The organism is Stenotrophomonas sp. YJH_SMC_46 (genome assembly GCF_059370315.1).
Genome location: NZ_JCAFTO010000002.1, coordinates 612,611 through 625,182 on the forward strand (window position 1 = coordinate 612,611; position 12,572 = coordinate 625,182).

The window sequence follows — 12,572 nt, forward strand, 5'->3', positions numbered from 1 at the left end:
GTTTCGCATTGCGTGCACGCCGAGCGTCGGCAACGACAGCTGAATGACCCCGCGCAGGCCACTGCCGCAGCGGATGGGAGGCGTCGTAACGTCGGCCTTGGGCGAACGGCCCGGCTGCAGGGAGCGGCACATGGCGTTCAGTAGCGCAGGAAGAAGCGGCCCGCTGGCGGACATCAATGTCACGCCACTGGTGGATGTGATGCTGGTGCTGTTGATCATCTTCATCGTGACCGCGCCGATCGTGGCCCGGCCGATTGCCGTGCAATTGCCGCAGGCCACCGATCGGGTGGTCGACCGTCCCGAACCGCCACCGCCGATCGAGCTGCGCCTGGACGCTGCCAACCAGCTCAGCTGGAACGGCCAGCCGATGGCGATCGGCGAACTGCAGGCGCGCCTGCAGGCACAGGCGGGCGAACATGCCGGCAACCGGCCGGAGCTGCGCATCGCCACCGATCCGGCGGCCGAGTACGAAGGCATGGCGCGGATATTGGCTGCGGCCGAGGCGACCGGCATGGAGCGGATTGCTTTCGTGCGGTGAGATGGGTGGGGCGCTGTTGGGGGGCGGTGTGCCTCAACAGCGTCCACCTTTAGTCAGTATTGCTGGCAATAGACTGTGCGGCCGTCCCAGCTGCAGGAAATTCGACTGCTGGACCCGCGTTGGACCGGCACACCATACATCTGAGCAGAGCGGGCCCATTTATCGACATCGCCGTCGTGGCGGAAGTAATACTGTCCAGCGTAAGAAGGAGCCGTGACAGGATCTGCAATGGTCTCATCTGGGACTTTGTTTCCAGTGCCGTCCCGGCTCTCACCTTTCTGGTATTTGGCCTCTGCTACGTTATCAGGGGTGATTCGATAGAGGGTTTTTGATCCGTCTCTCCAAGTAATTACTATATTGACTGATCCGCCCCCTTTTATGCTTGCCCAGTTGAGCGAAAATTGCTGTATGGAAAGCGCGAAGCTGTTCCACGCTGGGTTGCTTGTATTGGCTCCTGCGATTTCTAGGGCCAAATACTGGCCTAGTCGCGTCCTCATGGTCGCAGAGCTGACGATCTCGAACGCGTCGGACGATTTGTACGACTCTGGAAATCGCATCCCATTGGAATTCCCCGGATTGTCGGGGTGGAGGGGAACCATTGCGCCTCCCCCCGCATTTGGAAAAGCGCGGCTCGGCTGATCACTAACGCCAGATACACTTTCCACAATCCGGAGAAATGCCATTTGGATCTGGCTGGGTACAGGGGTCGGAAGGGCTCTCCATTTTCTCATTTCCCGGTCATATTCAACATCGAATGCGGTCAGTTGTGCTTTTTCGAAGTCAATTATCACTGTGAGGCCAGATCCAGACTGTAGAGCGACGGATTTGGGCGATACGCAATTGTTGCACTCGATGAGGCCGCCTGCTTCGGATTCACCTGCAAATGAAAAGAAGACAAGTGCGATGATCGCTGCTTGCAGTCTGGCAGTAGTTGCTTTCACGATTGAACCTCGCTTTGAGCGTCGGAGGTCTGAGTCTCTGCCGGATTCGTGGTTCAAGCTGGCAAAATTCTGGAATTTAAAATAATTCCTAGATACTGAACTAATTGCGGATGCCGACGGTTCATTCGTCAGGATTGCGTGAAAAGGTGTCGCCGGTCACGCCGCGATTTTTACCACTTGTTTACAAAGGAGACGGCGCCGCCATGCAGGGAGGGAGTGCGGCAGCCTATGTCCCGACATTCCTTTGGAGAGAGAGCGAATGAATCACCTGCACCACCGCCCTTTGGCGGTTGCCGTCGCGCTGTGCGTGATGACCCTGGCACCGTTGGGTGCCGCTGCACAATCCACCACCAACCTGGATGCGGTGGAAGTCACCGGTACCCGCATCAAGCGCGCTGAGGTGGAAGGCCAGGTGCCGATCCAGACGCTGACGCGCGGCGATATCGAACGCACCGGCCTGACCTCGATCGGCGAAGTGCTGCAGCAGCTCACCGGTTCCGGTTCGGCGCTCAACGCCAAGTTCAACTCGTCCGGCAACTTCGGCTTCCCGCCCGATGGCAGTGGTGTAGGTGCCGGTTCGGCGCAGGTGGACCTGCGCCACCTGGGCGCCAAGCGCGTGCTGGTGCTGGTCGACGGCATCCGCTGGGTCAATGAGTCATCCGCATCCGGCGTCGGCTCGGCCACCGATCTCAATACCATTCCGCTGGCCATCGTCGAGCGCATCGAAGTGCTGGAAGATGGCGCGTCGTCGCTGTACGGTTCCGACGCCATTGCCGGCGTGGTCAACATCATCACCCGCCGTGACTTCGATGGCGGCCAGGTGACCCTGAATTATGGCGAGTACAGCAAGGGCGATGGCACGCAGAAGGGCGTGGACCTGGCCTGGGGCAAGAGCGGCGACCGCTTCAGCCTGTTCCTGGGCGCCAGCTGGACCAAGCAGGATCCGGTGTTTGCCAAGGACCGCGAGCAGTCGCGCTTCCCGATTCCCGGCACCGGGCTGGCGTTCGGCAGCGGTGGCATTCCGCAGGGTCGTTTCATGTTCACCGACCCGAACACCGGCGCGGTGCAGAACATCGTGCCCAATACCGGCGTGAGCAACCCGCGCTACGACGGCAGCGCCGGCTGCGCGCGCACCGATGACTATCACTGCTTCACCAGCGCCGACCGGTTCAATTTCGCCGAGTACAACATGGTGCTGACGCCCTCGGAGCGTAAGGGCCTGTTCGGTCAGTTCCGCTTCGACATCACCGACAACGTGCAGTGGTACGTCAAGGCACTGGGCAACCGTCGTGAGTCGACCAACCAGGCCGGCCCGGAGCCGCTGTTCTTCGGCCCCGATGGCGCCACCGGCAATCCGCTGGCCGACAACATCACCGTGTCCGCGCTCAATCCGTACAACCCGTTCGGCTTCGACCTGGTCTCGGGTGACAACCTGAGCCTGATCGGCCGCCGCCCGGTGGAAGGCGGCGCGCGCGTGTTCAAGCAGGAAGTGGACACCACCTATTTCGCCACCGGCTTCGTCGGCAACTTCCAGGCGGCTGACCGCAGCTGGTACTGGGACGTCAACGGCATGTACAGCAAGAACAAGGCCGAACAGACCAACTACGGCAGCTACAACATCTACAACGTCAACATGGCGTTGGGCGATCCGTCGGTCTGTGCGGCGACGCCGGGCTGCGTGCCGCTGAACATCTTCGGCGGTGTCGGTTCGATCACCCCGGACATGCTGAAGTGGATCCAGCCGGTGGTGCGTGACCGCAGCCAGAACGAACTGAGCCTGTTCACCGCCAACCTGTCCAGCGACCTGTTCACGCTGCCGGCCGGCCCGGTGTCGTTCGCTACCGGCTTCGAGTATCGCAAGTACGAGGGTTCGTACCAGCCCGATCCGCTGACGGTGGCCGGCCACTACAACGGCGTGCCGTCGCAGCCGACCTCGGGCTCCTATGACGTCAACGAGGCGTATCTGGAGTTGAGCGTGCCGATCTTCGCCGATTCGACCTTCGGCAAGAAGCTGGACCTGAGCCTGGCCGGGCGCTACTCGGACTACTCCACCTTCGGTGGTGAATTCACGCCCAAGTACGGCCTGCGCTGGCAGGTGACCGATGACTTCGTGCTGCGCACGACCTATGCCGAAGGCTTCCGTGCACCATCGATCGGTGAGCTGTACGGCTCGGCCGCGCGTGCCGACCTGCAGCTGTTCGATCCGTGCTCGGTGGGCCTGGGCGGTACGCCGCCGCGTGGCAGCGCGGCCAACTGTGCTGCGCTGGGCGTACCGGCCGGGTTCCAGCAGGCCAACTCGCAGATCTCGGTGACCACTGGCGGCAACCGCGAGCTGGATCCGGAACGCTCGCGCAGCTTCAGCGCAGGCTTCGTGTGGAGCCCATGGTTTGGCAGCAACAGTTCGTGGTCGGAACGCTTCGATGTGGAAGTGACCTTCTACCGCCATGCCATCGACGGCGCGATCCAGGCAATCAACGCGCAGACCCAGCTGGACCTGTGCGTGGACACGCTGGACCCGATCTACTGCAACGGCATCACCCGTGCCAGCACCGGCGCGGTCAGCAGCTTCAACAACCGCCTGACCAATCTGGGTTCGATCAAGACCGATGGCTGGGATGTGGATCTGTTCTGGACGTTGCCGCAGAGCTCGATCGGTCAGTTCAAGCTGGGCTGGAAGAACACCTTCGTGGGTCGCTACGAAGCCACCGGTGCGGCGGGCCAGAAGCAGCCGCAGAAGCCGGGCGTGGAAGTGGCCGACAGCTCGATTCCGGAATGGACCAGCAATGCCAGTATCGGCTGGACGCTGGATCGCTGGAGCGCCAACTGGACCGTGCGGCATATCTCCGAACTGACCGAAAACTGCGGTGACGCTTCCGTGTTTCCGGTCTGCAGCAACCAGGCTGCGGGCACCAATACGCTGTCGGCCACCACCTTCCATGACATGCAGGTGGGCTACAAGATCGACTGGATGAAGGGGCTGCAGCTGACGGCCGGCCTGAACAACGTGTTCGACAAGGATCCGCCGATCTGCCTGTCGTGCTCGTTGAACGGTTACGACGCTTCGACCTATGACATCCCGCGTGGCCGCTACTGGTACCTGCGCGCGGACCTGCGCTTCTGATGTAACGGTGGCAGTGCCGGTCAGTTCCGGCGCTGCCTTGCTGGTGTAGAGCCAAGCCCACGCTCGGCTCAGAGAATCAGCCGAGCGTGGGCTCGGCTCTACAGGTGCGGGGCGATCGTGCCCCGCGCCTGATCAGAACGCCCAGGTGAACGTCAGCGAGCCATTCCGGCCATCGCCGTACGCACCGTAGCCGTTGATCTGCGACAGGTACTTCTTGTCCAGCAGGTTGTTGAGGTTGGCCTGCACGCTGAACTCCGACGAGATGCGGTAGCGCACGAAGGCGCTGACCAGTGCATAGCCGCTCTGCTCGATGCGGCCGTAGGCCGGCACCGGGTAGTAGATGCGGTTCTGCCAGTTGGCACCGCCACCGACGGTCAGTGCCTGCAGCGACTGCGGGGTGTAGCTGGTGAACAGCTTCAGTGCGGTCTGCGGCAGGTTGGTGTTGATGTCGGCGTCGTTGATGTCCTTGGCCACGTAGCGCGACGCACCGAAGGTCGCATTCCAGCCCGGGGCGAGTTCGCCGTTCACCTCGAACTCGAAGCCGCGGCTGACGGTGCCGCGTGCAGCGCGATAGGCGAACTCGTTCTGGCTGCCCAGCACCGGCTCACCGGTGGCCTGGCCGACGTTGTCCTGTTCGATGCGGAACACGGCCAGCGAGGCGTTCAGGCGGTTGTCGAACCACGCGCCCTTGACGCCAACTTCGTAGCTCTTGCCATCGACCGGATCGAGGTAGCCGCCATTGCGGTCCTTCAGCGTCTGCGGCTGGAAAATTTCGGTGTAGCTGGCGTAGGTCGAGTACGTCCCGTTGATGTCGAACACCAGGCCGGCGTATGGGGTGGTGACCTTGTGCGCGCGGTCGGCGCCTTCACCCTCGCTCTTCCAGTCGGTGTAGCGAGCGCCGACAATCAGCTTCAGCGGATCGGCCAGCGACAGGCGCGCGGCCGCGTAACCGGCCTTCTGCGTGATGGTGCCCTCGCTGGCCAGGGCCAGCGGGTTCCAGTTCGGCTCACCGATCTTGCCCGTCCAGTTCAGATAGCTGGCGAACGGATCCCAGGTCTGGCCCGGGCCACCGACCTGGTAGTCGCCGTAGTTGGCGTACTCGCGCCTGTTGTAGCTGAGGCCGGCCATCAGCTGGTGCTCGCGGCCGAACAGCTGGAACGGGCCGTCAATGTAGCCATCAACGCCGGTGACCTTGCGCTCAGTGTTGTAGAAGCCTGCGGATGGCGAGATGCCCGCGCCGGTGGTCCTGTCGAAGTTCGATTCGCCCGTGGTCCAGTCGTTGTAGGCCGGGTAGAACAGTTTGTCGTCGGCCTTGGTCTCATCGTGCGTGGCGCCAACCTTGAACTTCCAACCATTGCTGAAGGCGTGCTGCAGGGTGGCGAAGGCGCGCTTGCTGGTGGTGTCCCAGTAGGTCCAGTCCGGGCTGGCGTTGAACGATTCGTCGTAGCCGGTGCGCGAGCCATCCGAATACAGCATCGGGAAACCGCCCCAGGTCGCGCCGTTGGCGCGCTTCTGCTGGTAGTCGTAGCCCACGCTCAACTGGGTGTCCGGAGTCAGGTCGGCGTCGATGACGGCATAGCCCAGCGTCTTGCGCTGGTTGTAGCGGTCCATCTGGCCATCGGTGTCCAGGTAGCTGCCGATTACGCGGCCGCGCACCGTGCCACTGGCGTTGAGCGCGCTGCCTACGTCCACGGTGGTGCGGGTGCGGCCCCAGCTGCCGACGTTCACCGACACGCTGCCGGCCAGCTCGGCACTGTCGGCATGCTTGCGGATCAGGTTCACCGACGCGGACGGATTGCCGGCACCACTGAGCAGGCCGGTGGCGCCACGCACCACTTCCACGCGGTCGTACAGCGCAAGGTCCAGGCCGGAATCACCGTAGCTCCAGTTCTGCACCATCTGCGTGGGCAGGCCATCGAACTGGTAGGCGTCGATGTAGAACCCACGTGCGTAGAACTCGGTGCGCTCGCTGTCGGACTGGGTACTGGTCACGCCGGTGGTGTTGGCCAGCACGTCGATGATGTCGTCCAGGTTCTGATCTTCGATGCGCTGGTGGCTGATGATGCTGAGCGACTGCGGGATCTCGCGCGGTGCCAGGTCGAAGCGGGTACCGGCCGAGGTGCGGCGCACCGAATAGCCTTCGGCGCGTTCGCCCTTGACCACCACCTTGTCGAGGGTGGTCGGATCGGCGGCGGTGTCGGCGAAGGCGGCCGGGGCCACGGCGCAGAGAACGGCGAGCACGGCAACGGACAGCCGTTGCGGCTGCGGGGTACAGAAGGCGGAACGGGTCATGGGGGTCCTGGACGAGCACGCGCGCTCGGCCGGCATCCAGAAGGCGAGGCGCTACGGGTAGGGGGAGGGCGGGCAGGCCGTCCTGGCGCCACCGGAAACGAAAGAAATCGTAATACGAACTATTCCTATTTACAAATAATGAACGAATCGATCCGATGATCCGGGTGTGGGCTGGGTCAGCGCAGCAGCGGGAGTGGATCGCGGGCGCCGTCGGTGCCGTAGATGCCCCAGTGCAGGTGCGGCGGCGTGCCCTTGGCATTGCCGCTGTCGCCTACATGCCCGAGCAGGTCGCCGGCCTGGACCACCTGGCCGCGCGCCAAGCCCTCAGCCCAGTCGTCCAGATGGGCGTAGTAGTAACGTTCACGCCCGGGCCCGATCACCCAGACCTGGCGGCCACCGAGGCCGCGCTCGCTGACATCCACGACGACGCCGGCGGTGGCACTGCGCACGGGGGCGCCGCGCCTGGCGAAGATGTCGATGCCGGCGTGGGAGCGGTCACGGCCGCGCGGAGCGCCGAACGTATCGGCGATCTGGCGGGGCCGCACGCCTTCCACCGGCACCGGAAGCTCGGTGGCCGGAGGCATCCGCGAGAGTGTCCACAGCAGTTTCGGTGCAGCGGCCCATGGGCTGTTCCACAGTGCCATGGCGGCAACGATCGCGATGACCAGCCACAGGCCGCGCAGCAGCCAGCGGCGCAGGCGACGGGCGGGGGAGGGCGATGTGTTCATGGTCTCCGACTGTAGCGCCGAGCCATGCTCGGCGGCTGTTGCTTTGCGGTCAAAGCGCAGTCGAGCATGGCTCAGCGCTACAGAACCGGGTCCAGTGGCACTTCGAAACTGCGCTTCAACGTTCCCAGTGCAACCGAGGTGCGGAAGCGCTCGATGTTGTCATCGCCACCGAACAGCCGCTCGGTGATCGCCTCGTACTCTTCCATCGACGCGGCCGATACCAGCAGCAGGAAATCGCCGTCGCCGGTGATCGAGTAGCACTGCTGCACCGCCGGGTCGTCCTGCACGCGGCGCTTGAACGGCGCCACGCGTTCGCGCTGCTCGCTGACCACGCGCACCTCGACGATGATGGTCAGCGGTCGCCCGACCTTGGCTGCGGCGACTACCGCCACGTTGGCGGCGATCACGCCACTGTCCTGCAGGCGCTTGATGCGGCGTTGCACGGCCGGGGTGGACAGGTGCACGGCCTCGGCGATTTCGCGCTGCGGCAGGGTGTTATTCCGCTGCAGGAGGTCGAGGATGGCGCGGTCGAAGCTGTCGAGCACGGGAGCGATGGCCATGGCGAGCAGAAGTTGCACGAACAGGCTGTCAATTGAGCCAAGTGCTCGGCGCCGGCGCAATAGACTTTGCGCATGCAGACCTCACGACTCGCGCCGATGTTGCCGGCGCTGGCGGTGCTCGGCTCGGTCACCTCGTTGGCCATCGGCACCTCCTACGCAAAACACCTGTTCCCGCTGATCGGCGCCCAGGGCACCAGCGCGCTGCGCGTGGGCTTCTCGGCACTGTTGCTGCTGATGTTCTGGCGGCCATGGCGCTGGAAGACCAGCCGCGTGGACGCGATCACCATCCTGCGCTACGGGCTCACCCTGGGCCTGATGAACCTGCTGTTCTACATGGCGCTGCGCACGATTCCCTTCGGCATCGCGGTGGCCATCGAGTTCACCGGGCCGCTGACGGTGGCGATGTTGTCATCACGACGCCCCATCGACTTCGTCTGGGTGGGCTGCGCGGTGGTGGGTTTGTTGCTGCTGCTGCCGCTGGGCGGTGGCCCGGCGCTAGATCCGGCTGGCGTGCTGTATGCGATGGGCGCAGCGGCGTGCTGGGGCCTGTACATCGTGTTCGGCAAGCGTGCCGGTCATCTGCACGCTGGGCACTCGGTGTCGCTGGGGCTGCTGGCCGCGTCGCTGGTGGTGGTGCCGGTGGGCGTGGTGCATGCCGGTGCCGCGCTGCTCGACCCGAAGATCCTGGCGGCCGGCCTGCTGGTGGCGCTGGTCTCCAGCGCGATTCCGATGTCGCTTGAGATGATGGCGCTCAAGCGCCTGCCGAAGGAAACGTTCGGCATCCTGATCAGCATGGAACCGGCGGTGGCCGCGTTGTGGGCGATGCTGCTGCTGCACGAGCACCTGCATGGATTGCAGTGGCTGGCGATCGGCTGCACGGTGCTGGCCTCGGTGGGCAGCACGATGACCGCGCGGCGGTTGAAGGTGCCGGTGGTGCAGGCCGGGTAGCGGCAGAGAGCGTGCGGACCAACGGTCCGCACCCACCAGAGCGGCGTGCCAACCAAGATTGGCACCCACCAGGAGCGTTCAGCGCAGGGCGTCAGCCGGGACGTCGATCTGCATCGCCAGGGCGAGGTGATCGGAGAAGGCGGCCGGAACGGCCTCCACGGCGCGGGTCTGCAGGCCACTGCTGACCAGGATGTGGTCGATGGCGCGGTCGGGGCGCCAGCTGGGGAAAGTCGGCACGATGCAGCCCGGGGGCTGCAGCCGGGTCTTCTGGTACAGCACCTGCATTTCCGGGCGTTCGGCCAGGCAGTTGAAGTCACCCATCAACACCGCGTTGGGGTGGTCGGACAACAGCTCGGCGATGAAGCCCAGCTGCGACATCCGCGATCCCGCGCCCAGCGACAGATGCGCCACTGCCACCGCCAGGCCATCGGCGCCGTCGCCGAACTTGGCCAGCAGCACGCCGCGCCCGCCGATGCGGCCGGGCAGGGCATGGTCCTGCACTTCAACCGGTTCCAGCTTGCTCAGCAGGCCATTGGCACTGGATGCCACGCCGCCCATGCGCCGGTTCGGCTGGTGGCTCCAGTAGTTGAAGCCGGCGCGTTGGGCCAGGTAGTGGGTCTGGTTGGTGAAGCCCGAACGCAGGCTGCCCGGGTCGGCCTCCTGCAGGCCGACGATGTCATGGTCGCGCGCCAGCGTGGCGATCGCGTCCAGGCTGCTGCGCTTGCGACCCGCCGGCAGCGCATGTGACCAGCTGCGGGTCACATAGTCGCTGTAGCGGCGGGTACTTGAGCCGGCCTGGATGTTGGCAGTCAGCAAGCGCAGGGTCCGTGTACGGGGGGAATTCACGGCCGGGAAATGCTTCTCTTGGATCAGTGAGCCTGGGCCGCACCGCGTTCGCGGGCGATCAGGTGGTCGGCAATGCGCAGCATGTCCGGGAAGCTCTTGCCCTTCACCAGGTACTTGCCGTTGACGATGATTGACGGGGTGCCGCTGATCTGGCTGCGCTGGGCGAACTGCTTGGCCGAGTTGGTCTTGGCATTCACCGCGAAGCTGCCCATGGTGGCGGCGAACTGCTTCGGATCGACGCCGTAGGCGGCGTAGAACTTGGCGATGTCTTCCACCGAGTCACGGCCGCGCTCGCCCTTCAGGGTCTTCTGCGAGTGGATGGCGGCGTACAGCGCTTCGTGGGTCTTTTCCTGCACGCCCAGGGTCTGCGCGGCGTAGAAGGCACGGGCGTAGTCATCCCAGGTGCCGCCGAACATGGCCGGCACGTAGACGAAGTTCACGTCGCTGGGCAGGCCGGCCTTCCACGGGCCGACCAGCGGCTGGAATGCGGCGCAGGCCGGGCAGACGTAGCCGAAGATCTCGGTCACTTCGATCTTGCCGGCAGCCGGCTGGAACGGCTGGCCGTTCGGGATCACCTGGTAATCGGCGCCTTCCACCGGGGCCGGGCCGGTCAGCGCGGCAGTGGTCGGGGCCGGCGCCGCGGCGGGGGCGGCTTCGGCCGGGGCCTTTTCGCCTTCGGCGGCAGCCGGAGCGGTGCCTTCGCTGCCCGCGGCCGGAGCGGCCGGTTCGGTGGCCGCCGGAGCTGCAGCCGGTTCGGCCGGCGCCGCGGTGGTGTTGGTGCTGCCGTCGTCGGCCTTGCAGGCCGCCAGGATCGGCAGCAGCGCTGCGAGGGCGAGGGCGTAACGGATCTTCATGGAAACGTCTCCAGCATCTGGAAAGGTGGGGGCCGGCGCCAGGCGCCAGCCAGGGGGAAATGATGACATGCGGCGGCGACAGCGCCGTGTCGATGGTGTGTGTTGGTTCAGCGGCCGCGGGCGGCGCGGGCCTGGGCGATCAGGGCCGAGGCGATGCGCAGCTGGTCGTCGAAGCTGTTGCCGCGCACCAGATACTGGCCATTGATGATCAGCGCCGGGGTACCCGGGATCCTGGTGCGCTGGGCGAACGCGCGGGCGGCATCGACCTTCTTCTGTACGGCATCGCCGCGCAGGGCCTGCAGATAACGGTCCGGGGTCACCCCGTAGGCCTTGTAGAAGGTGGCAAGCTCATCGGCCGAAACGTTCTGCATCGGCAGCGAGCCATCCTGGTGCAGGGCCTTGAAGACCGCCGCGTGGCTGCGCTTGGCCACGCCGACTTCGTCGGCGGCGTAGTAGGCCAGGGCCCATGCATCCCAGGCGCCACCGAAGGCGGCCGGGACCGGGGTGAAGCGCACGTCGGCCGGCAGCTTGGCCGCCCAGGCTTCCAGTTGCGGTTCAAAGTGGGCGCAATGCGGGCAGGTGTAGCCGAAGACCTCGACCACCTCGATCTTGCCGGCCAACGGCTGGAACGGGCCCGGCTGCGCGATGCGCTCGTAGTCTTTGCCCTCGACCAGCGGGGCATTGGCGGGGGTGGCGGCGCAGGCTGCCAGCGGCAGCAGTACCAGCACGGACAACAGCAGGCGGGAAATCAACCTCATCGACACGCATCTCCGTTGAAAAAAGCAACGCCGGCGCAGCCGCCGGCGTGAAGGAACATACCGCAGCCGTGGGCCGACGTGGCGGCCCAGGCCGACCAGTGGTGGTCAGGGGGCGGCAGCCGGTTGCGTCGGCGTGGCTGCAGCGGCCACGTCGTCGGCCTTGTTGTGCAGGCCCTGCAGGTAGCTCGACAGCGCCTGCACCTCCTGCTCGCTCAGCTTCTGCGCGACTGTCGCCATGATCTGGAAGTGGGCCTTGTCGGTCTCGTTGGTCTGGCCGGCCTGGTACTCCTGCAGGCGGCGCGCGACATAGCTGGCGTGCTGGCCACCGAGATGCGGATAGGCCGGGCCGGGATTGCCGGCACCGCTGGGGCCATGGCAGGCCATGCAGGCCGGCAGGCCACGCTTGGCATCGCCGCCGCGGTACAGCTGCTGGCCGATCTCGTAGAACTTCATGCCCTTGTAGGGGCCCTCGGTGACCGCCGTGTCATCGGCGATGCCGGCGTTGGCTTTCTGCGTGGCGAAGTAGGCGCCGATATCACGCATGTCCTGCGGGGTGAGGTTCTGCACGAACGGCACCATCGCTACCGCGGCGCCGGAACTGCGCTGGCCATTGGCGATCAGGGCCATCTGCTGGGCCACGTAGCGTTCGCTCTGGCCGGCAATGGACGGATACATCTCCACCGTGGAATTGCCGTCGACGCCATGACAGGCCGCGCAGGCCGAGGCCTTGGCCTGGCCGGCCTTGGCATCGCCCCAGTGGGTCTTGCTGAAATCCACCTCCAGCGAGGCGGTATTGATCGGCCCGTTGTCGGGCAGCGGGGTCAACGTGGTCTGCGCGAACGCAGCAGCGGCAACGACTACAGCAGTGGCAAGGGCGGATACGGCAAGAACGCGAGCGTGGCGCATGCTGAAGCTCCGTATGGACCGGGCCGGGCGGCGGCCGCCGGCATCGCCTGGATTATCAACGCCGTTTCCGCGCACGGTCA

General features: G+C 65.3%; 11 protein-coding genes. 3 read left to right on the top strand and 8 right to left on the bottom strand.

Annotated elements, in window-relative coordinates; translation table 11 throughout:
- Window positions 1-130 precede the first annotated feature (130 nt).
- The gene (locus AC5P8C_RS07830) at window positions 131-538 is read left to right on the top strand and encodes an ExbD/TolR family protein (RefSeq protein WP_019660646.1); all 408 of its coding nucleotides are present in this window, start codon (window positions 131-133) and stop codon (window positions 536-538) included.
- A gap of 53 nt (window positions 539-591) precedes the next feature.
- Here the strand turns inward: AC5P8C_RS07830 and AC5P8C_RS07835 are convergent, their stop codons facing one another.
- On the bottom strand, window positions 592-1,479 hold the full coding sequence (locus tag AC5P8C_RS07835) for a hypothetical protein (protein WP_152906406.1): 888 nt from the start codon (window positions 1,477-1,479) through the stop codon (window positions 592-594).
- Window positions 1,480-1,738: 259 nt separating this feature from the next.
- Here AC5P8C_RS07835 and AC5P8C_RS07840 point away from each other — a divergent pair, with 259 nt between their 5' ends.
- Window positions 1,739-4,600 (top strand): TonB-dependent receptor, encoded by a 2,862-nt coding sequence (locus tag AC5P8C_RS07840; RefSeq protein WP_010480916.1) that lies wholly within the window; start codon window positions 1,739-1,741, stop codon window positions 4,598-4,600.
- 132 nt (window positions 4,601-4,732) lie between these two features.
- Here AC5P8C_RS07840 and fhuE read toward each other — a convergent pair whose 3' ends face one another.
- The 3 genes from fhuE to AC5P8C_RS07855 all read right to left on the bottom strand — a co-directional run bounded on the left by fhuE (window position 4,733) and on the right by AC5P8C_RS07855 (window position 8,180).
- Window positions 4,733-6,892: a ferric-rhodotorulic acid/ferric-coprogen receptor FhuE gene (fhuE, locus tag AC5P8C_RS07845; RefSeq protein WP_495218533.1), complete on the bottom strand. Its 2,160-nt coding sequence runs from the start codon at window positions 6,890-6,892 to the stop codon at window positions 4,733-4,735.
- A gap of 176 nt (window positions 6,893-7,068) precedes the next feature.
- Window positions 7,069-7,620: a M23 family metallopeptidase gene (locus AC5P8C_RS07850; protein ID WP_495218534.1), complete on the bottom strand. Its 552-nt coding sequence runs from the start codon at window positions 7,618-7,620 to the stop codon at window positions 7,069-7,071.
- A 77-nt stretch (window positions 7,621-7,697) separates the two neighbouring features.
- Window positions 7,698-8,180 (bottom strand): Lrp/AsnC family transcriptional regulator, encoded by a 483-nt coding sequence (locus AC5P8C_RS07855; RefSeq protein WP_049452792.1) that lies wholly within the window; start codon window positions 8,178-8,180, stop codon window positions 7,698-7,700.
- A gap of 72 nt (window positions 8,181-8,252) precedes the next feature.
- On the opposite strand from AC5P8C_RS07855, the gene AC5P8C_RS07860 reads away from it, so the two are divergent.
- Window positions 8,253-9,128: an EamA family transporter gene (locus AC5P8C_RS07860; protein ID WP_099560015.1), complete on the top strand. Its 876-nt coding sequence runs from the start codon at window positions 8,253-8,255 to the stop codon at window positions 9,126-9,128.
- Window positions 9,129-9,206: 78 nt separating this feature from the next.
- Here the strand turns inward: AC5P8C_RS07860 and AC5P8C_RS07865 are convergent, their stop codons facing one another.
- The 4 genes from AC5P8C_RS07865 to AC5P8C_RS07880 all read right to left on the bottom strand — a co-directional run bounded on the left by AC5P8C_RS07865 (window position 9,207) and on the right by AC5P8C_RS07880 (window position 12,492).
- On the bottom strand, window positions 9,207-9,944 hold the full coding sequence (locus tag AC5P8C_RS07865) for an endonuclease/exonuclease/phosphatase family protein (RefSeq protein ID WP_495218630.1): 738 nt from the start codon (window positions 9,942-9,944) through the stop codon (window positions 9,207-9,209).
- A 53-nt stretch (window positions 9,945-9,997) separates the two neighbouring features.
- Window positions 9,998-10,828 carry a thiol:disulfide interchange protein DsbA/DsbL gene (locus AC5P8C_RS07870; protein ID WP_134735977.1) on the bottom strand — a complete coding sequence of 277 codons (831 nt, stop codon included), beginning with the start codon at window positions 10,826-10,828 and terminating at the stop codon, window positions 9,998-10,000.
- A gap of 107 nt (window positions 10,829-10,935) precedes the next feature.
- Entirely contained in the window at window positions 10,936-11,586 is a 651-nt protein-coding gene (locus tag AC5P8C_RS07875) for a thiol:disulfide interchange protein DsbA/DsbL (protein ID WP_019660639.1), read from the bottom strand.
- A 105-nt stretch (window positions 11,587-11,691) separates the two neighbouring features.
- Entirely contained in the window at window positions 11,692-12,492 is an 801-nt protein-coding gene (locus AC5P8C_RS07880) for a c-type cytochrome (RefSeq protein ID WP_019660638.1), read from the bottom strand.
- Between the last annotated feature and the right edge of the window lie 80 nt (window positions 12,493-12,572).